Here is a 25828-nt window from a genome sequence, read left to right as displayed (position 1 = left end):
AGCGTAGCGCCACCGGGCGAAAAGCACGATACGCTATCAGTCAGCGCGACCCATATAGCGTTTTTCTTCGATATGGATGCGGATTTTCTCGCCTGCGGAGAGGTATTCCGGCACCTGCACAACCAGACCGGTGGTCAGAGTGGCAGGTTTGTTGCGGGCACTTGCGGATGCGCCCTTGATGCCAGGTGCCGTCTCAACGATTTCCAGATCGACGGTCTGAGGCAGTTCCAGCGCCAGCAGCACGCCATCCCATGTCAGAACCTGCATGTCAGGCATACCGCCTTCAGGGATGAACAGCAGCTCTTCTTCAATCTGATCTTTGGTGAAGATATACGGGGTGTAATCTTCTTTATCCATGAACACGTACTCGTTGCCGTCGACGTAAGAGAAATCAACATAGCGACGGGTCAGGGTCACGGTATCGACAATATCGTCACCTTTAAAGCGCTCTTCCACTTTCAGGCCGGTACGCACATCGGCAAAACGCATTTTGTACAGCGTGGCAGCACCACGGGCGCTGGGAGCCTGAATGTCGATGTCTTTCACAATCAGCAGTTTGCCGTTGTAATTCAGTACCATACCTTTCTTAATTTCGTTCGCTCTTGGCATTGCAATAATCCTGTTTACGGGAGGTAAAAAATATCGCGCCAAATTACTCGTGCGCGGCCTTTCAGGCAAGCGGAATTCGTGGCTTTTGCTATCAATGCACAAAAGGTGTTACTGTGCGCCCGATGCCCGACTGCACGGGCTTCGTCACTGAGAGAGCATGTATGGATTGTCGTCCAGATTGCGGCGCGTGCTGTACCGCTCCGTCCATTTCAAGCCCGATACCCGGAATGCCGGAGGGCAAGCCCGCCAATACCCGCTGTGTTCAGCTCTCTGAATCCAACCTGTGTATGATCTTTGGTTCGCCCCTGCGCCCGAAGGTCTGCTCCGGGCTGCAGCCTGGGGTCGAGATGTGCGGCAGTTCGCGCGCGCAGGCGATGCTCTATCTGCTTGAGCTGGAAGCGCTCACCGCGCCTTAAACGTCTTTGATTCTCGCCAGACAGCCAATGGTCAGCGTACACATCACCAGCGCAATCCAGAACACCGTGTGGTAGTTCCAGATCTCAGCAACGATCCCGGCCATGGAGCCTGCAATAATCCAGCCCACGCGCGTGGTATTAGTATAAAGGGTGGTCGCTGAGCCTGCCTGGCCCGGCATCAGATCCTGGAAGTAGAGCATGCCAATCCCCGCCAGAATCCCGATATAGATGGCGTTCAGCAGCTGTAAAGCCAGCAGCAACTCCGGCGTATGGACCGTCAGCATACCAACGTAGAACAGCAGCCCGGCGACGGCCGCGATGCGCATCAAAAAACGTTTTCCGAAACGCTTCGCGTAATAGCCCGCTATCAGCATGGTTGGGATCTCCAGACCAGCAGCGGTGCCCATCATTATGCCGGCCAGTTTCTCCGGCAGATGCAGTTCATCAATAATAAACAGCGGCATGTTAATGATATACAGGCTGTTGGTGCCCCACATCAGCGTGCAGATAATAAACAGCAGCAGGGCATCGCGACGATTACGGCGCGGGGCCTCCAGGACGCCTGTCGCCACTTTGGGCTCTTTGCGCATTGACGGCAGGAAGCACCACACCATCGCACCGCACGCCACAAACGCGACCGCCGCGCTCAGGTACATCACCGTAAAGCCAAACCCCATCGCCAGCGCGTAAGCCAGCGGCGGGCCAATCACCCACGCCAGCGACACCTGAGCACGTAGGACCGAGCTGAACATCACCGCTTCACGCCCGGTATGGTCGGCATGCTCGCGGGCGAGGGCAAACAGCTGCGGGTTGGCGGTTGAGCCAAAGCTGCTCAGAAAAACCCCCACGAACAATAAAATGAAGTAGCTACGGTTCCAGGCAAACAAAACGCAGGCCAGGACGCCCATCAGGCAGCAGAAAACGATCAGGCTTTTACGATCGCCTTTTCGGTCGGAACGGCCCGCCAGGAACTGGCTTACCAGGATGCCGATAATGGCGCTCCCGGTAAAAAAGAAGCCAACCATCGCAGGACGGGCGTGAACCTCGTTGGTCAGGAATAAGCTCAGCGTTGGGGTTTGCAACGCGCCAGCAATGCCCGTGAAGAAGGCAACAATCAGGAACGCCGTTGACGTCAAATCGAAGGGCTTCGGCGAGGTGGCCGCAGGGGTGTTATGCATGTTTTATAATTAGCGAGTAACAGAGAGGGGCGGAGTTTACGCCGTTAGCTAAAAAATAAACAGTGGACGAGGTCAATGATGCCACGAAAAATCAAAATGGCATTTCAACTTCTCACCCTGCTGGCTGAACTTAGCTGAAACTGATTTGCTGAACTTCAGCAAAATTCAGCTGAATGCGGAAGAAATGTGCTGCATCTCTAAATTCTGAGATCGGAAATACGACTTTTCTTGCAAGACATTGCAGAAAGCGCAAGACTTTTTGAAACGTTTCAGCGCTATCTTGTTTTAGCAAACGGAGCAGGCTAGCGTATTTTTTCTCATGTAAGCTGAAACGATTCACTTTCAGCAGGAGAGGAGAACCATGTTCCAGTTATCTGTTCAGGATATTCACCCAGGCGCTCAGGCCGGGGATAAAGAAGAGGCTATTCGTCAGGTCGCCGCTGCCCTTGTGCAGGCAGGCAACGTCGCGGACGGCTACGTAAACGGTATGCTGGCGCGCGAGCAGCAGACCTCCACCTTCCTCGGTAATGGGATTGCCATTCCGCACGGTACAACAGACACCCGCGACCAGGTGCTGAAAACCGGCGTGAAGGTTTATCAGTTCCCGCAGGGCGTGCTCTGGGGCGAAGGTCAGGTAGCGTATGTGGCTATCGGCATTGCGGCCAGCAGCGACGAACATTTGGGTCTGCTGCGTCAGCTAACGCATGTCCTGAGTGATGACGCCGTGGCGGAACAGCTGAAGTCTGCGACAACCGCTGAAGAGCTGCGTGCCTTGCTGATGGGTGAAAAACAGAGTGAAGCGCTGAAACTGGATAATGACACGCTGACGCTGGATGTAGTGGCTTCGGATCTGGTCACGCTGCAGGCGCTGAATGCGGGTCGTCTTAAAGAAGCCGGGGCGGCTGATGCCACCTTCGTGACGCGCGTGATTAACGACAAACCGTTGAATCTTGGCCAGGGTATCTGGCTGAACGACAGTGCTGAAGGCAACCTGCGCAGTGCTATCGCGGTGAGCCGTGCAGCCACAGCGTTTGACGTTGAGGGTGAGCCTGCCGCCATGCTGGTCACCGTGACGATGAACGATGAGCAGCCAGTGTCGGTGCTGAAGCGTCTGGGCGATCTGCTGCTGAATAATAAAGCTGAAAAATTGCTGAACGCGGATGCTGCCACCGTGCTGGCTCTGCTGACCAGTGATGATGCGCTGACGGATGACCTGCTGACCGCTGAGTTCGTGGTACGTAACGAACACGGCCTGCACGCCCGTCCAGGCACCATGCTGGTGAATACCATTAAACAATTCGAAAGTGAGATCACCGTGGCTAACCTTGATGGCACGGGCAAACCGGCCAACGGCCGTAGTCTGATGAAAGTGGTCGCGCTGGGCGTGAAGAAAGGTCACCGTCTGCGTTTCACCGCGCAGGGTGCTGATGCTGAACAGGCGCTGAAAGCGATTGGCGACGCCATCGCGGCAGGTCTGGGGGAGGGCGCATAATGAGCAGACGTGTTGCGACTATTACGCTGAACCCGGCATATGACCTGGTGGGGTTTTGCCCGGAGATTGAGCGCGGCGAAGTAAACCTCGTGCGTACCACTGGCCTGCATGCTGCGGGCAAAGGGATTAACGTCGCGAAAGTGCTCAAGGATCTCGGTATCGATGTCACCGTGGGTGGATTCCTCGGTAAAGATAACCAGGACGGTTTCCAGCAGCTGTTCAGCGAGCTGGGCATTGCTAACCGCTTCCAGGTCGTTCAGGGCCGTACCCGTATCAACGTCAAGCTGACGGAGAAAGACGGTGAAGTGACCGACCTGAACTTCTCTGGCTTCGAAGTCACCCCGTCAGACTGGGAGCGCTTTGTTAACGACTCCCTCACCTGGCTCGGTCAGTTCGACATGGTGTGCGTCAGCGGCAGCCTGCCGTCCGGCGTGAGCCCGGAAGCGTTTACCGACTGGATGACGCGCCTGCGTAGCCAGTGCCCATGCATTATTTTCGACAGCAGCCGTGACGCACTGGTTGCGGGTCTGAAAGCGTCTCCATGGCTGGTGAAGCCGAATCGCCGCGAACTGGAGATTTGGGCTGGCCGTAAGCTGCCAGAATTAAAAGATGTGATTGATGCAGCCCATGCGCTGCGTGAGCAGGGTATCGCTCACGTCGTGATCTCGCTGGGTGCAGAAGGCGCGTTGTGGGTTAACGCTTCTGGCGAATGGATTGCCAAACCGCCGTCAATGGAAGTTGTGAGTACCGTTGGCGCTGGGGATTCGATGGTTGGCGGCCTGATTTACGGCCTGCTGATGCGTGAATCCAGTGAACATACGTTACGTCTTGCCACCGCCGTTGCAGCCCTGGCCGTGAGCCAGAGCAATGTCGGTATTACCGATCGTACCCAGTTAGCCGCGATGATGGCGCGCGTTGACTTAAAACCTTTTAACTAACAGCAGGAGAGGAATAATGAAAACGCTGCTGATCATTGACTCCGGTCTCGGACAGGCTCGCGCCTATATGGCGAAGACCCTGCTGGGCGCGGCGGCACAAAAAGCACACCTGGACATCATTGATAACCCGGGTGATGCTGAACTGGCGATTGTTCTGGGTGATAAAATCCCTGCGGACAGTGCGCTGAACGGCAAAAAAGTGTGGCTGGGCGATATTAATCGCGCGGTGGCACATCCAGAACTGTTCCTGAGTGAAGCGAAAGGCCACGCGTCGGTTTACAGCGCACCTGTCGCGACAGCACCGACCGCGGCTGCAGCCACCGGGCCGAAACGCATTGTGGCGGTAACGGCGTGTCCAACCGGGGTAGCGCATACCTTTATGGCGGCTGAAGCCATTGAAACCGAAGCGAAAAAACGCGGCTGGTGGGTAAAAGTCGAAACCCGTGGATCCGTGGGTGCCGGTAACGCCATCACCCCGGAAGAAGTGGCGGAAGCCGATCTGGTGATTGTGGCGGCCGATATCGAAGTCGATCTGGCGAAGTTTGCCGGTAAGCCGATGTACCGCACCTCAACCGGCCTGGCGCTGAAAAAGACCGCTCAGGAATTTGATAAAGCGCTGGCGGAAGCCAAACCTTACCAGGCTACCGGTGCGGCTAAAACCGCCACCGAAGGGAAGAAAGAGTCTGCGGGGGCCTACCGTCACCTGCTGACGGGTGTGTCTTACATGCTGCCGATGGTGGTGGCGGGTGGTCTGTGTATCGCGCTCTCGTTTGCGTTTGGTATTACAGCATTTAAAGAAGAAGGTACGCTTGCGGCTGCGCTGATGCAGATCGGCGGGGGGTCAGCGTTCGCGCTGATGGTGCCGGTTCTGGCAGGCTTTATCGCTTTCTCCATCGCTGATCGTCCTGGTCTGACGCCGGGTCTTATCGGCGGTATGCTGGCTGTCAGCACCGGTTCCGGCTTTATCGGCGGTATCATTGCCGGTTTCCTGGCCGGTTACGTCGCGAAGCTGATCAGCTCGAAGCTGAAGCTGCCGCAGAGTATGGAAGCGCTGAAACCGATTCTCATCATCCCGCTGATTTCCAGCCTGGTGGTGGGTCTGGCGATGATTTACCTCATCGGTAAACCGGTAGCGGGCATCCTGACGGGTCTGACCCACTGGCTGCAAACCATGGGTACGGCGAACGCGGTTCTGCTGGGCGCAATCCTCGGCGGTATGATGTGTACCGATATGGGCGGTCCGGTGAACAAAGCGGCATACGCGTTTGGCGTTGGCCTGCTGAGTACCCAGACCTACGCGCCGATGGCGGCGATCATGGCGGCCGGTATGGTGCCACCTCTGGCGCTCGGCCTGGCGACCATTATCGCCCGTCGTAAGTTCGACAAAGCGCAGCAGGAAGGTGGTAAAGCGGCGCTGGTGCTGGGTCTGTGCTTCATCACCGAAGGTGCAATCCCGTTCGCGGCGCGTGACCCAATGCGTGTACTGCCATGCTGTATCGTGGGCGGTGCGGTGACGGGGGCCATCTCCATGGCGATTGGCGCGAAGCTGATGGCACCACATGGTGGTCTGTTCGTCCTGCTGATCCCAGGCGCAATCACCCCGGTACTGGGTTACCTGCTGGCTATCATTGCCGGTACGCTGGTGGCGGGTCTCTCTTACGCGGTGCTGAAACGTCCGGAAGCGGAAGTGGTTGCAAAAGCAGCGTAAGCGATAAGCAACAAAAAAGCCGGGTGCTAAGCAACCCGGCTTTTTTTATGCCGCCTGTTCAGCGGTCTGCTGTGCCTTGAGCCACGCGATCTCTTCCGCCCAGATATCCGGATTGATGGTTTCCAGCACCATGGGGATACCGTCGAAACGGGCATCCTGCGTAATAAAGCGAAATGCATCGTGACCGATATTGCCTTCGCCCAGGCTGTGGTGGCGGTCAACCCGGCTACCAAAGGCGCTTTTCGCATCGTTGAGGTGCATACCGCGCAGGTACTTGAAGCCCACGATGCGCTCAAACTCATCGAACGTGTTTTTCGTTGCCTCGGTTGTACGCAGATCGTAACCGGCCGCAAACGCGTGACAGGTATCAATGCACACGCCCACGCGGGATTTATCTTCCACGCCGTCGATGATCGCCGCCAGATGTTCGAACTTAAAACCGAGATTGCTGCCCTGACCGGCGGTGTTTTCGATCACCGCGGTCACGCCGTTGGTTTTCTCCAGGGTGATGTTGATGGACTCAGCAATACGCGCCAGACAGGCGTCTTCGTCGATCTGCATCAGATGGCTACCCGGATGGAAGTTCAGCAGCGTCAGCCCCAGCTGTTCACAGCGCTGCACTTCATCAAGGAACGCCTCGCGGGATTTATCCAGCGCTTCCTGAACCGGATGACCGAGGTTAATCAGATAGCTGTCGTGGGGAAGGATCTGGCCCGGCCCGTAGTGGTATTTTTCACAGGCGGCTTTGAAATCATCAATCACGTCGGTGGTGAGCGGTGCGGCGCGCCACTGGCGCTGATTTTTGGTGAACAGGGCGAAAGCGGTTGCCTCGATTTCGGCGGCGCGAATGGCGGCGTTTGCAAGGCCACCTGCAGCGCTGACGTGCGCTCCAACATATTTCATAAAAAGACTCCTGTTAACCCGAAACGCTTATCATAACGGGTTAACAGGAGAACGACGAGAGGGTTTATGCCATCAGGCTGTGTACGGCGAGGTTAATCGCGCCGCCGCCCACAATCAGCCAGATAAAGAGCACCAGCGCCATCAGCAGCGGTTTTGCGCCGGCTTTTTTCAGGGCGCTGACGTGCGTGGTCACACCCAGAGCCGCCATCGCCATGGCCAGCAGCACCGTATCCAGCGTCACCAGCATATCCACGACCGCTTTTGGCAGCAGGTGGAACGAGTTAAAGATAGCGACCACGATGAACAGGATCGCAAACCACGGAATGGTGATTTTGCTTTTCTCGCTGCCACCTGCCGGAGCCAGCTGCTTAACCCGCGCGGCCAGGAAAATCAGGAACGGGGCCAGCATCATGACGCGCAGCATTTTGGCGATGACCGCGGCATTTTCCGCTTCCGGATTGATGGCGTGACCTGCCGCGACCACCTGCGCCACCTCGTGCATCGTCGAACCGATATAGATGCCGTAGGTTTCCGGGCTAAACCAGTGCGCCACCAGCGGATACATAGCCGGATAAAGGAAGATCGCCAGCGTACCGAAGATGACCACCGTCGCGACGGCCACCGTCACTTTACTGGCTTCAGCTTTAACGACCGGTTCCGTTGCCAGTACCGCTGCCGCACCGCAAATGCTGCTGCCTGCGCCAATTAACCAGCTGGTCTGCTTGTCCAGGCCAAACACCTTCTGGCCGATAAAGCACGCCAGCATAAAGGTGCTCGAAAGGGTCAGGACATCAATGGCAATCCCGCTCACGCCGACATCCGCAATCTGCGAAAAGGTCAGGCGGAAACCGTAAAGAATAATGCCCAGACGTAATAAATGTTGTTTGGCGAAAATGACGCCCCCGTCGCAGGATTTCCAGATGTGCGGGTAGACGGTATTCCCGACCACCATGCCGAGCAAAATAGCCAGCGTTAAGGCACTAAACCCGGCACCGGCCACTGCCGGTATACTGCCGCCCCATAAGGCCACACCGGTGACGACGGCGCTGAGAGCGAGACCCGGCACGAAGTGCCACACTGTACGATGATGTTGTAAGGTGAGTTCTGACATAACCTTCTCCTTTGTCTGGCTAAAGGTTACGGCGATCTGGCTTAAAAATAAAATTGATTATATACTTATAATCAATCTATATAAGTGGTAAGTGACCATGCACATTACATTGCGTCAGCTGGAAGTGTTTGCCGAAGTGCTGAAGAGCGGCTCTACGACTCAGGCGTCACAAATGCTGGCGCTCTCTCAGTCTGCCGTTAGCGCGGCGTTGACCGATCTTGAAGGACAGTTAGGCGTTCAGCTTTTCGACAGGGTAGGGAAGCGTCTGGTGGTCAATGAGCATGGCCGCCTGCTTTACCCGCGCGCGCTGGCCCTGCTGGAGCAGGCTATCGAAATTGAACAGCTGTTCCGCGAAGACAACGGCGCGATCCGCGTTTTTGCCAGCAGTACCATCGGTAACTACATCCTGCCGGAAGTGATTGCCCGCTATCGCCGGGATTTTCCCTCGTTGCCGCTGGAGATGAGCGTGGGTAACAGCCAGGACGTCATCAACGCGGTGATCGATTTTCGCGTGGATATCGGTCTCATTGAAGGTCCGTGCCACAACGTCGATATCATCGCCGAGCCCTGGCTGGAAGACGAGCTGGTAGTGTTTGCCTCCCCGGCCTCTTCTTTATTACAGGGCGAGGTGACGCTGGAGCGCCTGGCGCAGGCTCAGTGGATCCTGCGCGAGCAGGGTTCCGGCACGCGTGAAATTGTCGATTACCTGCTGCTGTCTCATTTGCCGCATTTCCAGCTGGGAATGGAGCTGGGGAACTCGGAGGCGATTAAGCATGCGGTGCGTCATGGACTGGGTATCAGCTGCCTTTCCCGACGCGTGATTGCCGAACAGCTTGAGACGGGATCGCTGGTGGAAATTCCTGTTCCATTGCCTAAACTGGTGCGCACGCTGTGGTGCATCCATCATCGTCAGAAACACCTTTCCAGTTCGCTGCAGCGTTTTCTGCGCTATTGCGAGATGTGAAATTGCCCCTCATCCTGGCCCTCTCCCCAAGAGGGGAGGGAAAAATGATGCTTTACTTATAATCCTGGCCGCGTCATGAAGCTCTCTTATAACTGAGTATTTCTGCCGGAAGGAACGCCGATCGTCTGCTACAATCGCGCCTCATTTATTGAATGGACAGCATTTTCACATGGTTTCAGAAACTAAAACCACAGAAGCGCCCACGCTACGTCGTGAACTCAAGGCGCGTCACCTGACGATGATCGCCATTGGCGGCTCCATCGGTACAGGTCTTTTCGTTGCCTCTGGCGCAACGATTTCGGCAGCTGGCCCGGGTGGGGCATTATTCTCTTATATCCTGATTGGCCTGATGGTCTACTTCCTGATGACCAGCCTGGGTGAACTGGCGGCATACATGCCGGTATCCGGTTCGTTTTCGACCTACGGACAAAAATACGTGGAAGAAGGCTTCGGCTTCGCGCTGGGCTGGAACTACTGGTACAACTGGGCTGTTACCATCGCCGTTGACCTCGTCGCCGCACAGCTGGTGATGACCTGGTGGTTCCCGGACACGCCGGGCTGGATCTGGAGCGCGTTGTTCCTGGTCGTCATTTTCCTGCTGAACTACATCTCCGTACGCGGGTTTGGTGAAGCGGAATACTGGTTCTCTTTGATCAAAGTGGCAACCGTCATCATCTTTATCGTCGTCGGTGTGGCGATGATCGTTGGTATTTTCAAAGGGGCAGAGCCTGCGGGCTGGAGCAACTGGACAATAGGCGATGCGCCGTTTGCCGGTGGGTTCTCGGCCATGATTGGCGTGGCGATGATTGTCGGCTTCTCCTTCCAGGGCACCGAGCTGATTGGTATTGCGGCCGGTGAATCTGAAAACCCGGAGAAGAACATTCCGCGCGCGGTGCGTCAGGTCTTCTGGCGTATCCTGCTGTTCTACGTGTTCGCGATCCTGATTATCAGCCTGATCATTCCGTATACCGATCCAAGCCTGCTGCGTAACGATGTGAAAGACATCAGCGTTAGCCCGTTCACTCTGGTCTTCCAGCACGCGGGATTGCTCTCTGCGGCGGCGGTAATGAATGCGGTGATCCTGACGGCAGTGCTGTCTGCGGGTAACTCCGGTATGTACGCGTCCACCCGTATGCTTTACACCCTGGCCTGCGACGGTAAAGCGCCGCGCATCTTCGCTAAACTGTCTCGCGGTGGTGTGCCACGTAACGCTCTGTACGCCACCACGGTGATTGCCGGTCTGTGCTTCCTGACCTCCATGTTCGGCAACCAGACGGTTTACCTGTGGCTGCTTAACACCTCCGGGATGACGGGCTTTATCGCCTGGCTGGGCATTGCCATCAGCCACTATCGCTTCCGTCGCGGTTACGTAATGCAAGGTCATGATCTGAACGACCTGCCGTATCGCTCAGGGTTCTTCCCGCTGGGGCCAATTTTCGCCTTCATTCTGTGTCTGATTATTACGCTGGGTCAGAACTATGAAGCGTTCCTCGCGGATACTATCGACTGGGGCGCCGTCACGGCAACCTACATTGGTATTCCGCTGTTCCTGATCATCTGGTTTGGTTACAAACTGACGAAAGGAACACACTTCGTTCGCTACAGTGAAATGGAATTCCCGGAACGATTTAAACAATAACCGCAATTCCTCTCTTTCAGCCCGCTCAACTGAGCGGGCTTTTTTATGGGCGGTTAGAAGCTGTAAGTCATGCCCACGGTATAACGACGTCCATCAAGCACGGTGTCATACGTATCGTAATCAATTTGCTTATCGAGCACGTTATACACACCGGCAGTCACAAGCAGGTTTTTGTTCGCGTTGTAGCGCAGACCCACATCCACCTGGGTATAGGACGGTGTACCCTGGGACATCGATGTACGGCTCAGATACTCAGACGTTTTACCGCGCAGGTTCAGACGACTCCAGAAGCCGACGTCTGGTGTCGCCTGCCAGTCCAGGGTGGTATTGAACATATGTTTTGGCATTTTGTTCAACGGCTTACCGGAGAACTGGCCGCTCTTCTGCTCGGATTCCGTATAAGTGTAGTTGGCAGTCCAGTTCACATCGCGCGTGATTTTCCAGCCGAAGGTAGACTCCACGCCGCGCATGTTGGCTTTGTCCACGTTGACGCGGTCGCTCACGAAATCATAGCTGTGATCGCCAATCGTACAGGCGGGATCGGAACTGCTGTTACAGCGGCGAACTTCAGTAATTTTGTCTTTGAAGTCGGTATTGAACAGCGTCACACCGGCATTAAGATTGTCGTTATTATCCCAGAGCAGGGCGATCTCTTCACTCAGACTCTTCTCTGGTTTCAGGTCCGGGTTGCCAACGATGATACCGTCAAGACGGCCACCACCCGTTACCTGCCCCCAGCTGGCAGACGACTGACGCAGGTCCGGTGCACGGTAGCCCGCAGAAACCCCGCCTTTCAATGTCCACTGATCGGCGAGGTGCCATACACCGTAACCACGTGGCGTCCAGTTAGTACCATAGTTTTGGTCTTTGTCCATGCGCAGGCCGCCGGTTAACGTAAAGCTTTCCGTCATTGCCCATTCATCTTCGGCAAACAGTGCCCAACTCCAGCGTGTCAGTTTGTTCAGGCCATCGGCAGCCTCCAGCTGATTGCCGTTGTCGCGCAGTTTCTCATAGCGATATTGCCCGCCGAGAGTCAGGGTATGATCGGCGAGGAAGATCTGGTTCTGGTTGTTGAAGGTGGTGTTGTACGAGCGCATTTCACGATCCGGATTATTCGTCTCTTCCTGTTGGATATAGCTGGTGGTATTGAAGTCGTCGTAATAACCGCTGTGGGTTAATGAGTAGGTGGTATGTTCATAGCGGGTTTCGCTTTTGGTATTTGGCGTACAGGTCGTTCCACGGCAGGTTTCCGTCGCTTTCGACATCCCCGGCGTGCTGTTTCTGTCCTGAAGTTCACGGGCAAAGTCGAGGTCGAAATCATTTTGCTCGTCCGGCGTGAAATTCAACGTAATACCGCCGTTACGCATTTTCTGCTCGTTATACCCGTTTACAATCTTATCTTCTGCGCGGCGTGACAAAAGCCCCGTCACTTTTGCGCCAAGCAGCCCGTCAATCAGGGGACCTGAAGCGTAGGCGTTGGTCTGAAAGATATCACCGGAATCATTGTTTTCCTGGAAGGTTGCATCGCCATGCAACGAACCTGTCCAGGCCTTGGTGTTCGACACTTTTTTGGTAATGACGTTGATGACTCCACCCATAGCATCAGAACCGTAAAGTGAGGACATCGGGCCACGGATAACCTCGATACGCTCAATGGACTCCAGCGGCGGCAGCCAGCCTTGTTCAATGCCCGAGTTGTCGCTGTTTGGGCGGGTACTGCGCGTACTCACGCGTTTGCCGTTCACCAGGAACAGCGTGTACTGCGATGCCATGCCGCGAATACTGATATCACTGCTGCTCCCGCCGCCAGTAACGACGACGCCCGGGACGTCTTTCAGGGCATCCGTGACATCACGGTAGGCTTTATCTTCAATCTGCTGTTTTGAAATCACCGAGATGGAGGCGGGGGCATTCTGGATTTTTTGTTCAAAACCCGTCGCAGTGACGACAACGGTGTCCTGATCGGCTGCGTGAACGAAGGAGGAAAGTGTGGCGGCGCCAATGGCAGCGGCCAGCAATTTAACGCGTGGTATTGTCATTTGTACATTCCATATAAAAAGAAAAAAACTCCATCGGGATAACCCTGAGAACTGTATGTATTTGTCTTGTAAGAACTCTTTGTGATGGAGAAGAGTCTGGAATTGTACAAAAGAATGTATAATTGTAAACACAAATGATAATTGAAATCATTTGTGTTTGATGTGTTGGCAAGAAAATAGCCTGGATTCAAGCGGATAGGATTATGTCAATAAGGGTAAAAGCCCGACAGGCGAGAGGCTATCGGGCAAATAGCGAAAATTACGCGAACAAATGCGCCGCGTGGAAGCGGAGATGATCCTCAATAAAGGAGGCCATAAAGTAATAGCTGTGGTCATATCCTGGCTGAATGCGCAGCGTGAGCGGCCAGTCCTTCTGGCGTGCCGCTTCAGCTAAAACGGCGGGCTGGAGTTGCCCGGCGAGGAACTGATCCGCATCGCCCTGATCGATAAGCATCGGGATCGCATTCGCTGAGTCGCTCGCCAGCATCAGCGCACAGCTGTCCCATTCCTGCCATTTAGTTTCATCTTTGCCCAGATAGTGGGTGAAGGCTTTTTGTCCCCACGGTACCTGCGTTGGGTTAACAATCGGCGCGAACGCAGAGACGCTGGTATATTTCTCGGGGTTTTTCAGCGCCATGATTAGCGCCCCGTGTCCGCCCATGGAATGTCCGCTGATGGCGCAGCGATCGTTTACCGCGAATTCGGCCTGAATCAGCGCAGGCAGCTCGTCACGGATGTAGTCATACATACGATAGTGACTCGCCCACGGCTGCTCGGTCGCATTCAGGTAAAACCCGGCGCCTTTACCCAGGTCGTATCCTGCATCATCCGCCACATCGTCCCCACGGGGGCTGGTATCGGGCATCACCAGCGCGATACTCAGCTCGGCCGCAATACGCTGCGCACCGGCTTTGGTTGTGAAGTTTTCGTCGTTGCAGGTCAGGCCAGAAAGCCAGAACAGAACAGGCGGATTGTCTGCCGGAGGCAGGAAAATACTGAACGTCATGGCGCAGTTCAGCGTGGTGGAGTCGTGCCGCCAGCGCTGCTGTCGACCTTCAAAACAACGGTGCTCTTCGAGCAGTTCCATGCAAGGCTCCTTAATGAGAATAGCTATTCATTGGCATCATAATACAGCGTTTTCATTTACCTGTGAGCAACTTTCACTTTCGCGGAACGGCAAGATGTTGCATCATAAATTTACTTTTCTTTAACAATTGGAGCGGTCATGGCGCTGCGTATCGCGCTTAGTGGGTTTGTCGTTCTGGTGGTGGCGATGGGGATAGGGCGCTTTGCCTTTACGCCTCAGGTACCGCTGATGATTGCCGCCGGGCAACTCACGCTCACCAGCGCAGGCCTGGTGGCGGCGATGAATTATCTTGGCTATCTGGTGGGAGCATGGGATGCCATGCGCGCGCACCGCTTTGTTGAAACGCGGCTCTGGCTCGGCATTACGGGTGCGGTTGCATTGACGCTGCTCTCCGCGGCGGCGGATAACGCCGTCGTACATGGCCTGCTGCGCTTTGCGATCGGCTGCATGAGTGGCTGGTCAATGGTACTCATTGCCGCCTGGACCAACGAGCGGCTGGGGCAACTGGGTAAACCGGGGCTCAGTGCTGCGGTGTTTGCCGGCCCCGGCGCGGGTATCGCCCTGAGCGGCCTGCTCGCGGTCTATATTCAGGCGAAATCCCTTTCGGCCGGTGCGGCGTGGCAGATCTACGGCGTGCTGGCGCTCGTGTTGATTGCGCTGGTGGCACGCTATCTGCCGCGTGCGGGCCAGCTTCATCGCCCGGGGACTGCGCCTGAGCCGTTGCGGCTGACCGCGGATTTAAAGCGCCTGGTCTGGAGCTACAGCCTGGCGGGATTTGGCTATATCCTTCCGGCGACCTTTTTATCGCAAATGGCCGCCGTGCGCTTTCCTGGCAGCCTGTTTGCCCAGTTTGTCTGGCCGATTTTTGGTCTCGCCGCTGTGGTGGGGATTGCGCTCAGCATTGCCTTGCGACATATCTCCACGGCTAACCGCAGGCTGGCTATCGTGCTGTGGCTTCAGGGCGCGGGTGTCCTGGCGGCCTGGCTGCTGCCGGGCATCGGCGGTTTGCTGACGGGCGGGCTGCTGGTAGGTGGTGGGTTCCTTTGCGCCGTGCAGCTCTCTCTTTTATACGGCCGAGAGCTGGCACCGAACCACACGCGTTATATGGCGGGACTGCTCACCACCGGGTATGCCATCGGGCAGTTGATTGGCCCGGTGACGTCGGCATTATCGACCTGGCTAACCCAGCGGCTGGAGCCTGCGCTGGGGCTGGCGGGCGTCGCGTTGTTCATCGGCGGCGCGCTGGTCTGGAATCGTCACGCTGAAAGGCAACAGCAATTGCAATAATTATCGTCGTGAATACTGGATTATGTGCGTCGCCTCACGCACAATGAGCGCATACTTTTGCCACAACGAGGGCGAAAGACGCCACACCTGCAGGAGAAGAAAATGTCATCACTCAGTAAAGAAGCTGCCCTGGTCCATGAAGCCCTGCTTGCGCGCGGTCTCGAAACGCCATTGCGTCCGCCCGTTGAGGATATGGACAATGAAACCCGTAAAAGTCTGATTTCCGGGCATATGACCGAGATCATGCAACTGCTGAATCTCGATCTGAGCGATGACAGTCTGATGGAGACGCCTAAGCGCATCGCGAAAATGTACGTCGACGAAATTTTCTCTGGCCTGGATTACGCCAACTTCCCGAAAATTACCGTTATCGAGAATAAGATGAAGGTGGACGAGATGGTCACGGTACGTGATATCACGCTGACCAGCACCTGCGAACATCACTTCGTTACTATCGACGGTAAAGCGACCGTGGCTTACATTCCGAAAGATACGGTGATTGGTCTGTCGAAGATCAACCGTATTGTGCAGTTCTTCGCGCAGCGTCCTCAGGTTCAGGAGCGTCTGACGCAGCAGATCCTGATTGCCCTGCAAACGCTGCTGGGCACCAATAACGTGGCGGTCTCCATCGATGCCGTTCACTACTGCGTGAAAGCCCGCGGCGTACGTGATGCGACCAGTGCAACCACCACCACTTCGCTGGGCGGTCTGTTTAAATCGAGCCAGAACACCCGCCAGGAGTTCCTGCGCGCCGTGCGTCACCACAACTAATCTCACAGGGCAGGGACCATGGAGCGAAACGTCACGCTCGATTTTGTTCGCGGCGTCGCCATACTGGGTATCCTGCTGCTGAATATCAGCGCCTTCGGTCTGCCGAAGGCCGCTTATCTCAATCCCGCCTGGTACGGCGATATCACCCGAAGCGATGCCTGGACCTGGGCAATCCTTGATCTGTTTGCCCAGGTTAAATTCCTCACGCTCTTTGCCCTGCTGTTTGGCGCAGGACTACAGCTTCTGCTTAAACGCGGCACCCGCTGGATCCAGTCGCGCTTAACCCTGCTGGTGATCCTCGGTTTTATCCACGGTCTGTTCTTCTGGGACGGCGATATTCTTCTCGCATATGGGTTAGTCGGGCTTATCTGCTGGCGTCTCATTCGTGATGCGCACAGCGTGAAAAGCCTGTTTAACACCGGCGTGATGCTCTACCTCATGGGGCTTGGGGTGCTGCTGCTGCTGGGGATGATCTCTGGCGAAGCGACCAACCGTTCCTGGATCCCGGATGCTGCAAACCTCCAGTACGAGCAGTTCTGGAAGCTAAAAGGCGGTACGGAAGCCATTAGCAACCGGGCGGATATGCTGGGGGATAACCTTCTTGCGCTGGGGGCGCAATACGGCTGGCAGCTGGCAGGGATGATGCTGATGGGGGCGTCATTGATGCGCACCGGGTGGCTGAAAGGGGAGTTCAGCCTGCGTCATTATCGTCGCACCGGGGCGGGGCTGGTTCTGCTCGGTGTGCTGATAAACCTCCCGTCGGTGATGATACAGTGGCACATTCACTGGGATTATCGCTGGTGCGCTTTCCTGCTCCAGGTACCGCGTGAACTGAGCGCGCCATTCCAGACCATCGGCTACGCGGCGCTAATATATGGCTTCTGGCCGCAGCTTTCTCGCCTGTGGCTTGTCAGCGCAGTCGCCTGCGTCGGGCGCATGGCGTTAAGCAATTACCTCCTGCAAACGTTGATATGCACCACGATTTTCTATCGCTTTGGCCTGTTTATGAAATTCGACCGCCTCGGGCTGCTGGCGTTTGTTATTCCGATCTGGGCGGTTAATCTGGCGTTTTCCGTTATCTGGCTGCGTTATTTCCGTCAGGGGCCGCTGGAGTGGGTGTGGCGTCAGTTAACCGCACATGCTTCAGGGGTATCATTGAGTAATACATCCAGATAACGATCTGGATCACAATCATTAACAAAACGGATGTAAGCGTTTTCATGACTGTGAGCTTCTTCACGTAGTCCCTTTTCTCTCGCTGCCAAAATAGCCACCTTGCTAAACACAGGGGGTGTCTGTGAGTTGCTGCAATCCTTTGAAGGATGGTGAATATGATCACCATTCGTGATGTCGCCCGTCTGGCGGGCGTTTCTGTGGCTACCGTCTCCCGCGTACTGAACAACAGTGCGCTGGTGAGCCCTGAAACCCGTGAAACCGTAATGAAAGCCGTGACCCAGCTCGGGTACCGGCCAAATGCCAACGCGCAGGCGCTTGCCACGCAGGTCAGCGATACCATCGGCGTGGTGGTGATGGATGTCTCAGACGCCTTTTTCGGTGCGCTGGTGAAAGCGGTCGATGTGGTTGCCCAGCAGCATCAAAAATATGTGCTGATTGGCAACAGCTATCATGAGGCGGAGAAAGAGCGTCATGCCATCGAAGTACTGATTCGCCAGCGCTGTAACGCCCTGATTGTTCACTCCAAAGCCTTAAGTGATGAAGAGCTTGCCGGGTTTATGGAACAGATACCGGGCATGGTGCTGATTAACCGGATTGTGCCGGGCTATGCCCACCGCTGTGTTGGGCTGGATAACGTCAGCGGCGCCATGATGGCCACCAAAATGCTTATCAATAACGGCCATCAGCGGATCGGTTATCTTGCCTCCAGCCATCAAATTGAAGATGACGCGTACCGGCGTGAGGGCTGGCAAAACGCCCTGAAAGAACACGGCATTACCGCATCAGAGAGCTGGATCGGCACCGGTACGCCTGACATGCAGGGCGGTGAGGCGGCAATGGTGGAGCTACTGGGCCGCAATCTGCAGCTTTCTGCGGTGTTTGCGTATAACGACAGCATGGCAGCAGGCGCGCTGACGGCACTGAAAGATAACGGCATTGCGGTGCCGCAGCATTTGTCGTTGATTGGCTTTGACGACATTCCGATCGCCCGTTACACCGACCCGCAGCTGACCACGGTGCGCTATCCCATTGCTTCTATGGCAAAACTGGCTACTGAACTGGCGTTACAGGGAGCCGCAGGGCTGCTGGATCCTGGGGCGACGCATTGCTTCATGCCAACCCTGGTGCGTCGACATTCCGTCGCGTCGCGGCAAATTGTGGCTCCGATCACTAACTGATTACATGAGGTGATGTAACCGTTTTCAATCTGTGAGTAAATTCACAGTATCTTAACAAGGCGCTGACTATGATGTCAGCGTTTTAGCAGCTGAAACGCTATGTAACGGTGATTATTCACTTTAACAGTAGCCAATGTGCCGCAAACAACGAATAAAACGCATTTCTGGAGCGTTACCGACCACGGAAGAGAGAAATTTTATAAGTGAACGTCGGCTGTCAGTAACGTTTTATTAACATCTGCCTGCCGCTCGTTATTCACCAGAACTACCCTGCATAAAAAAAACCGGAGATACCATGAATAAGAAGGTGTTGACCCTGTCTGCTGTAATGGCAAGCATGCTTTTTGGTGCAGCAGCGCACGCTGCAGATACCCGTATTGGTGTGACGATTTATAAATACGACGACAACTTCATGTCTGTTGTACGTAAAGCTATCGAGAAAGATGCGAAAGCAGCGCCAGACGTACAGCTGCTGATGAATGACTCCCAGAATGACCAGTCCAAACAGAACGACCAGATCGACGTTCTGCTGGCGAAAGGCGTGAAAGCCCTGGCGATCAACCTGGTTGACCCGGCTGCAGCAGGCACGGTAATTGAAAAAGCGCGCGGCCAGAATGTGCCAATCGTCTTCTTCAACAAAGAACCTTCCCGTAAAGCGCTGGATAGCTATGACAAAGCGTATTACGTCGGTACTGACTCCAAAGAGTCCGGCATTATTCAGGGCGATCTGATCGCGAAACACTGGGCAGCGAACCCGAACTGGGACCTGAACAAAGACGGTCAGATCCAGTTCGTTCTGCTGAAAGGCGAACCTGGTCACCCGGATGCTGAAGCGCGTACGACTTACGTTATCAAAGAGCTGAATGATAAGGGCCTGAAAACCCAGCAGCTGGCATTAGATACCGCGATGTGGGATACCGCCCAGGCGAAAGATAAGATGGATGCCTGGCTGTCCGGCCCTAACGCGAACAAAATCGAAGTGGTTATCGCCAACAACGATGCGATGGCAATGGGTGCGGTAGAAGCGCTGAAAGCCCACAATAAATCGTCCATTCCGGTATTCGGTGTGGATGCCCTGCCAGAAGCGCTGGCGCTGGTTAAATCTGGCGCGATGGCCGGTACCGTTCTGAACGATGCCAATAACCAGGCGAAAGCCACCTTCGATCTGGCGAAAAACCTCGCTGACGGTAAAGGCGCGGCAGATGGCACCAGCTGGAAAATTGACAACAAAATCGTTCGCGTACCTTACGTGGGCGTAGACCAGTCCAACCTGGCTGAGTTTATCGGTAAATAAGTGAGTTAACCTGTCTCCACTGGGCGCAATTCGTTGCGCCCTTTTATAACGCGATATGCGAGGCCAACAAGGTATAATTATGGTCAGCACAACTACTCAGTCAACCGGTGAATACTTGTTGGAAATGAACGGTATTAACAAGTCATTTCCCGGTGTTAAGGCACTCGATAATGTTAATTTAAAAGTCCGTCCTCACTCTATTCATGCATTAATGGGGGAGAACGGTGCGGGTAAATCAACATTATTAAAATGTCTTTTTGGGATCTATCAAAAAGATTCTGGCAGCATTCTTTTTCAGGGGAAAGAGATCGATTTCCATTCAGCGAAAGAAGCACTGGAAAACGGTATCTCGATGGTTCACCAGGAATTAAACCTGGTACTGCAACGTTCCGTTATGGATAACATGTGGTTGGGGCGTTATCCAACCAAAGGTGTCTTTGTCGATCAGGACAAAATGTATCGTGACACCAAAGCGATTTTTGATGAGCTGGATATTGATATCGATCCGCGCGCTCGCGTGGGAACCTTATCCGTCTCACAAATGCAGATGATCGAAATTGCCAAAGCGTTCTCCTATGATGCGAAAATCGTCATCATGGACGAACCGACATCGTCATTAACGGAAAAAGAGGTTAATCACCTTTTTACCATTATTCGTAAGCTGAAAGAACGCGGCTGCGGCATTGTCTACATCTCTCACAAAATGGAAGAGATCTTCCAGCTGTGCGATGAGATTACCATCCTGCGCGACGGCCAGTGGATTGCCACGCAGCCGCTGGAAGGGCTGGATATGGACAAGATCATCGCCATGATGGTTGGCCGCTCCCTTAACCAGCGCTTCCCGGACAAAGAGAACAAGCCGGGTGAAGTGATTCTTGAAGTGCGCAATCTCACCTCGCTGCGTCAGCCGTCCATCCGCGATGTCTCCTTCGACCTGCACAAAGGCGAAATCCTGGGGATTGCCGGTCTGGTGGGGGCAAAGCGTACCGACATTGTGGAAACCTTGTTTGGTATCCGTGAGAAGGCCCAGGGCACCATTACGCTGCACGGAAAGAAAATTAACAACCACAATGCCAACGAAGCCATTAATAACGGTTTTGCGCTGGTAACGGAAGAACGTCGTTCTACGGGTATTTATGCTTATCTGGATATTAACTTTAACTCGTTAATTTCTAATATTCGTAATTACAAAAATAAAGTCGGACTGCTGGATAACTCCCGCATGAAGAGCGATACCCAGTGGGTGATTGACTCCATGCGCGTGAAGACGCCTGGCCACCGCACGCAAATTGGTTCGCTTTCGGGGGGTAACCAGCAAAAAGTCATTATCGGACGTTGGTTATTAACCCAGCCAGAAATTCTGATGCTGGATGAACCTACCCGTGGCATTGACGTCGGCGCGAAGTTTGAAATTTATCAGCTGATTGCCGAGCTGGCGAAAAAGAATAAAGGGATCATTATTATTTCTTCCGAAATGCCGGAACTGTTAGGGATCACAGACCGTATTCTGGTTATGAGCAATGGTCTCGTTGCCGGTATTGTTGACACCAAAACGACAACGCAAAACGAAATTTTGCGTCTTGCGTCTTTGCACCTTTAAGATCAGGGGCTCCTCATGAGTGCGTTAAATAAAAAAAGTTTTCTCACTTACCTGAAAGAAGGCGGAATTTACGTTGTTCTTTTAGTCCTGCTGGCCATTATCATTTTCCAGGACCCTACGTTCTTAAGTCTGCTGAACCTGAGTAACATTCTGACCCAGTCTTCCGTGCGTATTATCATTGCGCTGGGCGTGGCGGGCCTTATCGTCACCCAGGGTACTGACCTTTCTGCCGGTCGTCAGGTCGGCCTGGCGGCGGTTATTGCGGCAACCCTGCTGCAGTCGATGGAAAACGCCAACAAGGTCTTCCCGGAAATGGCGACCATGCCGATTTTCGTGGTGATCCTGATTGTCTGCGCCATCGGCGCGGTGATTGGTCTGATCAACGGTATCATCATCGCTTACCTGAACGTGACGCCATTTATCACCACGCTGGGTACGATGATCATCGTTTACGGTATCAACTCCCTCTACTACGACTTCGTGGGCGCGTCTCCTATCTCGGGCTTTGACAGCGGCTTCTCAACCTTCACGCAAGGGTTTATCGCGCTGGGCAGTTTCCGCCTGTCGTATATCACCTTCTATGCGCTGATCGCGGTGGCGTTCGTCTGGATCCTGTGGAACAAAACGCGCTTTGGTAAAAACATCTTTGCTATCGGCGGTAACCCGGAAGCGGCGAAAGTTTCCGGCGTCAACGTGGCCCTGAACCTTCTGATGATCTATGCCCTGTCCGGGGTGTTCTACGCCTTCGGTGGGATGCTGGAAGCGGGGCGTATCGGTTCTGCAACCAACAACCTCGGCTTTATGTACGAACTGGATGCGATTGCAGCCTGTGTGGTCGGCGGCGTCTCCTTCAGCGGCGGCGTGGGTACCGTACTCGGTGTGGTCACCGGTGTGATCATCTTCACCGTGATCAACTACGGCCTGACCTACATCGGCGTGAACCCGTACTGGCAGTACATCATTAAAGGCGCGATTATTATCTTCGCCGTTGCGCTGGATTCACTGAAGTACGCACGTAAGAAGTAATCGTCACGTGCTTTACCTGGCCCGCTCACCGAGCGGGCTTTTTTTGTCCTACGCAAGACGTGACTCTTCGCGGGTTACAATGCTTTCAAACCAGTCGAGCTCTGAAAGCTTGCAGGCCACCCACTGTTCGGAAAAAGCGTCTCCCAGGCTGTCGGTGAGATACTGACAGCGGGAAAATGTCTCAATCGCCTCCTGCTGAAACAGCGGCAGTGCGGGTTCATCATGCTGAGGTTCAGGTAAACCGTCCTCCTCGATATTTTCCAGCCCGTACAGCATGCCGGTGAGGATAGTTGCGGCGACCAGATACGGATTGGCATCCGCTACGGCCAGTCGGTACTCAATACGACGGTTGCTGTCATCCGAGCAGGGAATACGCAATGCGGCGGAGCGGGTGTTATAGCCCCAGGAGTTAAAGACGGGTTCCGTCAGGTTTTTACGCAGGCGGCGAAACGCGTTGACGCCCGGCGCCAGAATGGCGACAGAGGCGGGCATCAGCGCCAGCTGGCCTGCGATGCATAAACGCATCATGCTGTTAAGCGCATTCACTGGTGAAGCGAAGACGTTTTCGCCCTGACTATTGTTCAAACTGAAATGAAAATGCAAACCGCTGCCGGACTGCTGGCTGAAAGGCTTGGCCATAAAATTGGCCTGCAGGCCGTGCTTTTCGGCAACGTAGCGGGTCAGGCGGCGCAGGGCCAGTACGTTATCGCAGACCTCAACGACGCGGTGGCTATGCTTCAGGTTTAACTCGAACTGGCCGGATTCGGCTTCCGCGACGATCCCTGTCAGCGGGATGCGCTGAAGGTGTGCCAGCTGTTCCAGTTCGTCAAACAGCGCCGTATGTTCTGCCGAAGTATCCATATGAAAGCAACCCTGATTCTGCGGCTCATGGGTATCCTGCCCCGTCAGGTAGAACTCAATTTCCGGGGCAATCACCGGGAACAGCCCGTGCTGGTGGAAGCGGGCCAGTACGTTCTGCAGTATCACGCGCGGCTCAAGCGGGCAGGGGGCGCCATCGCTGTCTTTCATCGTCAGCAGGATCTGCGCGTTGTGCTGCGGATCTTGTGCAGAGGGGCGCAGGGAACCGGCGACAGGGATGCAGAGTCGATCCGGCTCATCATCCAGCAGGGCGGCTATTTTCCCTTTCTGATCCATCGAGTAGACGGAGAGGGGAAAGTAGCAGCCTTTTTCCAGATTCAACATGCTCTCTACCGAGAGACGCTTGCCGCGCATAATGCCGTTGATATCGTTGAGGTAAACGTCAACATGTTTTGTCTGCGGGTAACGCTCCAGATAATCCGCCACTTCCACGGAAATGTTGTGCTGCAGGGCATTAATTTTTTCATCAAGCCACAGACCTGAGTTGAGTGCGCCAGGGAGTGATAAACCGGGAAAGCTAAAATACGGACGGATACTTTTGAGGAAAAACGCATTCATTATCGAGTTCATAGTCATTCTTCAATGAAGCCGTAGCGGCAGTGAACTCAGCTTAAATGGGGCGGCGTAAACGGGGGATAAAAAGCAGCATGCCCGGCGTAAAGAAAGTATAAAGGCGGGCTATTTTTTCTCTTTCTTCTGCATATCAAGCAGCTGCTCTGGCGTTACAGCCGGGTAACCCTGCGCGTCTTCCGGTACTTCATGCATCGCCGGAATCGGCACCAGCGGGCCTAAAAAGCGCGGTTCACGTTTGAAAATGTAGAGGTCCGCCAGCGCGCCAAAACGCGCGCCAAATTCGCGCACGCGCACGCTCAGCATATCTTTAGGCGACGGCACCGCGTAGCACTGCGCCTGAATACCCATATGCAGCGCAATAAAGAGCGCGCGCTCGCAGTGGAAACGCTGGGTAATGATGATGAAGTCGTTGGTGTCGAACACTTTGCGGGTGCGCACGATGGAGTCGAGGGTGCGGAAGCCTGCGTAGTCGAGCACGATGTCGGCAGGATCCACGCCTGCGGCAATCAGGTCCTTACGCATCGTCACCGGTTCGTTATAGCTTTGCAGCGCGTTATCACCGCTTAACAGCAGATAGTTCACCTTGCCGCTGTTGTAAGCGTTCAGCGCGCCCTGAATTCGGTAACGATAATACTGGTTGATCACCCCGGTGCGGTAATACTTGGCGGTGCCGAGCACCACGCCCACCTGGCGATAGGGCAGGTCCTGCAGGTCATCAAAGATGTAAGGGGCGGTTTTCCAGCTCATCCAGCGGTCGAGACCCAGCACGATCAACAGCAGTATGCCGACCAGGACAGACAGGCTGTAAAAAACGCGCTTTAACATGGAGATGGCTCGTTCGTGGATGAAAGTTCACTCAGGCTACTTTACCCGTCTGGTTAGCGCAAGAAACAGCGACTCAACTGAGGGGTTTTTCAGCAATGTGGCGGACATTTTTGTCCGCCGGAAGGATTTATGCCAGCAGTACGCGGTCGATCGTCGTGCAGCCTAACGCCTTGAGCGTCGCAGCGGTGGCATCCCACTGAATCAGTGGCGCATCGGCCTTTTCGGCCAGAATTGCGCGCTGAATGTCGGGGTAGTCGTAGCCGTTCAGGCTCAGCAGGTTGAGCGCACCCTGCAGCGGCGGCAGCGTTGGGTTAAACGCGGCGTTTTCCGCATAGCTGCCGGTGAAGATACGGCCATCGCGACACTGCAGCGCCACGCCGCTTGGGGCGTTACTGTACGGAGTGTGGCTCTTGTTAGCCGCACGAATGGCCGCTTCGCTCAGGTCATCGCCGGACAGGGCGAAACCATGATCCTGCTCGTCCATCAGCAGCGTTTTAATGCCCAGATCTTTCGGGCCGAAGGCATCCGGCAGGTAATCGCCCAGCGTGTGTGGCGCACGTCCCGGCAGGTTGATGCGCAGTTGCAGCCCGCTGTTCAGCTCGTTCATAAACTGACGGCAGTGGCCGCACGGCGTGTAGTTCACGGTGATGGCGCTCAGGGCCTTTTCACCGCGCAACCAGGCGTGGCTGATGGCGCTCTGCTCCGCATGAACGGTTTGCTGCATGGTTGCGCCCAGGAACTCCATGTTTCCACCGAAGTACCAGGTTCCGCTGACGCCGCGCGCAATAGCGCCGACGTTGAAGTGGGAGAGATCGGCACGCGCGCAGGCGGCAGCCAGGGGCAGCAGTGCGAAAGCCAGCGCGTCTTCATCCAGTCCCGCTGCTTGTTTCAGCATGGTGACCTGCTCTGCCGTCAGCAGGGCGGGGAAAAGTGCATCTGCCAGGACGGGAGCAAGGGCTGATTGCAAATTCTCTGCAAGCTGAGCGAAGGCAGCTTGAAAACGTGGGTGCATGGCGTTTGCCTCATAAAGGTTAATGGATCGGTAGTTTACGGAGCCGCTGGGGCTTTATATGTGATCCACTTCTCATTATGTATGCAACTTATGAAATCAAAATGAAATTTGCGCGACGCATCG

22 protein-coding genes are annotated in these 25828 nt (G+C 55.0%); 13 read left to right on the top strand and 9 right to left on the bottom strand.

Annotation, left to right across the window (positions count from 1 at the left end; translation table 11 throughout):
- Window positions 1-36: 36 nt before the first annotated feature.
- The gene (yeiP, locus tag A4308_RS19790) at window positions 37-609 is read right to left on the bottom strand and encodes an elongation factor P-like protein YeiP (RefSeq protein ID WP_014884579.1); all 573 of its coding nucleotides are present in this window, start codon (window positions 607-609) and stop codon (window positions 37-39) included.
- 161 nt (window positions 610-770) lie between these two features.
- On the opposite strand from yeiP, the gene A4308_RS19785 reads away from it, so the two are divergent.
- The gene (locus A4308_RS19785) at window positions 771-1025 is read left to right on the top strand and encodes a YkgJ family cysteine cluster protein (protein ID WP_023330932.1); all 255 of its coding nucleotides are present in this window, start codon (window positions 771-773) and stop codon (window positions 1023-1025) included.
- Here the strand turns inward: A4308_RS19785 and setB are convergent.
- A complete protein-coding gene (gene setB / locus A4308_RS19780) occupies window positions 1022-2203 on the bottom strand; it encodes a sugar efflux transporter SetB (RefSeq protein ID WP_045280977.1) in 1182 nt (393 codons plus the stop codon). The genes A4308_RS19785 and setB overlap by 4 nt on opposite strands.
- 361 nt (window positions 2204-2564) lie before the next feature.
- Between setB and fruB the strand changes: the two genes are divergently transcribed.
- The 3 genes from fruB to fruA are packed head-to-tail and all read left to right on the top strand — an operon-like array spanning window position 2565 to window position 6341.
- Window positions 2565-3695: a fused PTS fructose transporter subunit IIA/HPr protein gene (gene fruB / locus A4308_RS19770; RefSeq protein WP_045280978.1), complete on the top strand. Its 1131-nt coding sequence runs from the start codon at window positions 2565-2567 to the stop codon at window positions 3693-3695.
- Entirely contained in the window at window positions 3695-4633 is a 939-nt protein-coding gene (fruK, locus tag A4308_RS19765; RefSeq protein ID WP_008500936.1) for a 1-phosphofructokinase, read from the top strand. The genes fruB and fruK overlap by 1 nt, the downstream gene beginning before the upstream one ends.
- A gap of 16 nt (window positions 4634-4649) precedes the next feature.
- Window positions 4650-6341, top strand: coding sequence for a PTS fructose transporter subunit IIBC (gene fruA / locus A4308_RS19760; RefSeq protein ID WP_045280979.1), 1692 nt, complete (start codon window positions 4650-4652; stop codon window positions 6339-6341).
- A 45-nt stretch (window positions 6342-6386) separates the two neighbouring features.
- On the opposite strand, the gene nfo is transcribed toward fruA, so the two are convergent.
- The gene (gene nfo, locus A4308_RS19755; RefSeq protein ID WP_063308758.1) at window positions 6387-7244 is read right to left on the bottom strand and encodes a deoxyribonuclease IV; all 858 of its coding nucleotides are present in this window, start codon (window positions 7242-7244) and stop codon (window positions 6387-6389) included.
- 64 nt (window positions 7245-7308) lie between these two features.
- Window positions 7309-8355: a YeiH family protein gene (locus tag A4308_RS19750; protein ID WP_014884573.1), complete on the bottom strand. Its 1047-nt coding sequence runs from the start codon at window positions 8353-8355 to the stop codon at window positions 7309-7311.
- Between the two features lie 97 nt (window positions 8356-8452).
- On the opposite strand from A4308_RS19750, the gene yieE reads away from it, so the two are divergent.
- Window positions 8453-9319, top strand: a complete 867-nt coding sequence (yieE, locus tag A4308_RS19745; RefSeq protein WP_014884572.1) for a DNA-binding transcriptional regulator YeiE — start codon at window positions 8453-8455, stop codon at window positions 9317-9319.
- 169 nt (window positions 9320-9488) lie between these two features.
- Window positions 9489-10958 carry a lysine-specific permease gene (lysP, locus tag A4308_RS19740; protein ID WP_014884571.1) on the top strand — a complete coding sequence of 490 codons (1470 nt, stop codon included), beginning with the start codon at window positions 9489-9491 and terminating at the stop codon, window positions 10956-10958.
- A 53-nt stretch (window positions 10959-11011) separates the two neighbouring features.
- Here lysP and A4308_RS19735 read toward each other — a convergent pair whose 3' ends face one another.
- Window positions 11012-12997: a ligand-gated channel protein gene (locus A4308_RS19735; RefSeq protein ID WP_045268787.1), complete on the bottom strand. Its 1986-nt coding sequence runs from the start codon at window positions 12995-12997 to the stop codon at window positions 11012-11014.
- Window positions 12998-13256: 259 nt separating this feature from the next.
- Window positions 13257-14084, bottom strand: coding sequence for an S-formylglutathione hydrolase (gene fghA / locus A4308_RS19730; protein WP_045280980.1), 828 nt, complete (start codon window positions 14082-14084; stop codon window positions 13257-13259).
- Between the two features lie 138 nt (window positions 14085-14222).
- Between fghA and A4308_RS19725 the strand changes: the two genes are divergently transcribed.
- From A4308_RS19725 to mglC, 7 genes are all read left to right on the top strand, one after another.
- Complete coding sequence (locus A4308_RS19725) at window positions 14223-15371, top strand: YbfB/YjiJ family MFS transporter (protein WP_045280981.1); 1149 nt, start codon at window positions 14223-14225, stop codon at window positions 15369-15371.
- A 102-nt stretch (window positions 15372-15473) separates the two neighbouring features.
- Window positions 15474-16142 (top strand): GTP cyclohydrolase I FolE, encoded by a 669-nt coding sequence (folE, locus tag A4308_RS19720; protein ID WP_014884567.1) that lies wholly within the window; start codon window positions 15474-15476, stop codon window positions 16140-16142.
- Window positions 16143-16160: 18 nt separating this feature from the next.
- The gene (gene yeiB / locus A4308_RS19715; protein WP_023337545.1) at window positions 16161-17318 is read left to right on the top strand and encodes a DUF418 domain-containing protein YeiB; all 1158 of its coding nucleotides are present in this window, start codon (window positions 16161-16163) and stop codon (window positions 17316-17318) included.
- Window positions 17319-17473: 155 nt separating this feature from the next.
- Window positions 17474-18496, top strand: coding sequence for an HTH-type transcriptional regulator GalS (gene galS / locus A4308_RS19710; RefSeq protein ID WP_014884565.1), 1023 nt, complete (start codon window positions 17474-17476; stop codon window positions 18494-18496).
- 295 nt (window positions 18497-18791) lie between these two features.
- Entirely contained in the window at window positions 18792-19790 is a 999-nt protein-coding gene (gene mglB, locus A4308_RS19705; protein ID WP_014884564.1) for a galactose/glucose ABC transporter substrate-binding protein MglB, read from the top strand.
- Window positions 19791-19869: 79 nt separating this feature from the next.
- Window positions 19870-21390, top strand: coding sequence for a galactose/methyl galactoside ABC transporter ATP-binding protein MglA (gene mglA / locus A4308_RS19700; protein ID WP_014884563.1), 1521 nt, complete (start codon window positions 19870-19872; stop codon window positions 21388-21390).
- A gap of 15 nt (window positions 21391-21405) precedes the next feature.
- Window positions 21406-22416, top strand: coding sequence for a galactose/methyl galactoside ABC transporter permease MglC (mglC, locus tag A4308_RS19695; protein ID WP_013097952.1), 1011 nt, complete (start codon window positions 21406-21408; stop codon window positions 22414-22416).
- A gap of 48 nt (window positions 22417-22464) precedes the next feature.
- Here the strand turns inward: mglC and A4308_RS19690 are convergent, their stop codons facing one another.
- The 3 genes from A4308_RS19690 to cdd form a co-directional block, all read right to left on the bottom strand.
- Window positions 22465-23853: a glutamine synthetase family protein gene (locus tag A4308_RS19690; RefSeq protein WP_063308757.1), complete on the bottom strand. Its 1389-nt coding sequence runs from the start codon at window positions 23851-23853 to the stop codon at window positions 22465-22467.
- 120 nt (window positions 23854-23973) lie between these two features.
- Complete coding sequence (sanA, locus tag A4308_RS19685) at window positions 23974-24693, bottom strand: outer membrane permeability protein SanA (RefSeq protein ID WP_014884561.1); 720 nt, start codon at window positions 24691-24693, stop codon at window positions 23974-23976.
- 127 nt (window positions 24694-24820) lie between these two features.
- Window positions 24821-25705: a cytidine deaminase gene (cdd, locus tag A4308_RS19680; RefSeq protein WP_045280983.1), complete on the bottom strand. Its 885-nt coding sequence runs from the start codon at window positions 25703-25705 to the stop codon at window positions 24821-24823.
- Window positions 25706-25828 lie beyond the last annotated feature (123 nt).

The sequence above is a fragment of the Enterobacter sp. ODB01 genome, assembly GCF_001623605.1.
Classification (GTDB): domain Bacteria; phylum Pseudomonadota; class Gammaproteobacteria; order Enterobacterales; family Enterobacteriaceae; genus Enterobacter; species Enterobacter kobei.
This window is presented reverse-complemented; position numbering and strand designations above follow the sequence as displayed.

Coding starts and splice junctions, on each gene's coding strand:
- yeiP (WP_014884579.1), bottom strand. CDS start 609: ATGCCAAGAGCGAACGAAATTAAGAAAGGTATGGTACTGAATTACAAC.
- A4308_RS19785 (WP_023330932.1), top strand. CDS start 771: ATGGATTGTCGTCCAGATTGCGGCGCGTGCTGTACCGCTCCGTCCATT.
- setB (WP_045280977.1), bottom strand. CDS start 2,203: ATGCATAACACCCCTGCGGCCACCTCGCCGAAGCCCTTCGATTTGACG.
- fruB (WP_045280978.1), top strand. CDS start 2,565: ATGTTCCAGTTATCTGTTCAGGATATTCACCCAGGCGCTCAGGCCGGG.
- fruK (WP_008500936.1), top strand. CDS start 3,695: ATGAGCAGACGTGTTGCGACTATTACGCTGAACCCGGCATATGACCTG.
- fruA (WP_045280979.1), top strand. CDS start 4,650: ATGAAAACGCTGCTGATCATTGACTCCGGTCTCGGACAGGCTCGCGCC.
- nfo (WP_063308758.1), bottom strand. CDS start 7,244: ATGAAATATGTTGGAGCGCACGTCAGCGCTGCAGGTGGCCTTGCAAAC.
- A4308_RS19750 (WP_014884573.1), bottom strand. CDS start 8,355: ATGTCAGAACTCACCTTACAACATCATCGTACAGTGTGGCACTTCGTG.
- yieE (WP_014884572.1), top strand. CDS start 8,453: ATGCACATTACATTGCGTCAGCTGGAAGTGTTTGCCGAAGTGCTGAAG.
- lysP (WP_014884571.1), top strand. CDS start 9,489: ATGGTTTCAGAAACTAAAACCACAGAAGCGCCCACGCTACGTCGTGAA.
- A4308_RS19735 (WP_045268787.1), bottom strand. CDS start 12,997: ATGACAATACCACGCGTTAAATTGCTGGCCGCTGCCATTGGCGCCGCC.
- fghA (WP_045280980.1), bottom strand. CDS start 14,084: ATGGAACTGCTCGAAGAGCACCGTTGTTTTGAAGGTCGACAGCAGCGC.
- A4308_RS19725 (WP_045280981.1), top strand. CDS start 14,223: ATGGCGCTGCGTATCGCGCTTAGTGGGTTTGTCGTTCTGGTGGTGGCG.
- folE (WP_014884567.1), top strand. CDS start 15,474: ATGTCATCACTCAGTAAAGAAGCTGCCCTGGTCCATGAAGCCCTGCTT.
- yeiB (WP_023337545.1), top strand. CDS start 16,161: ATGGAGCGAAACGTCACGCTCGATTTTGTTCGCGGCGTCGCCATACTG.
- galS (WP_014884565.1), top strand. CDS start 17,474: ATGATCACCATTCGTGATGTCGCCCGTCTGGCGGGCGTTTCTGTGGCT.
- mglB (WP_014884564.1), top strand. CDS start 18,792: ATGAATAAGAAGGTGTTGACCCTGTCTGCTGTAATGGCAAGCATGCTT.
- mglA (WP_014884563.1), top strand. CDS start 19,870: ATGGTCAGCACAACTACTCAGTCAACCGGTGAATACTTGTTGGAAATG.
- mglC (WP_013097952.1), top strand. CDS start 21,406: ATGAGTGCGTTAAATAAAAAAAGTTTTCTCACTTACCTGAAAGAAGGC.
- A4308_RS19690 (WP_063308757.1), bottom strand. CDS start 23,853: ATGAATGCGTTTTTCCTCAAAAGTATCCGTCCGTATTTTAGCTTTCCC.
- sanA (WP_014884561.1), bottom strand. CDS start 24,693: ATGTTAAAGCGCGTTTTTTACAGCCTGTCTGTCCTGGTCGGCATACTG.
- cdd (WP_045280983.1), bottom strand. CDS start 25,705: ATGCACCCACGTTTTCAAGCTGCCTTCGCTCAGCTTGCAGAGAATTTG.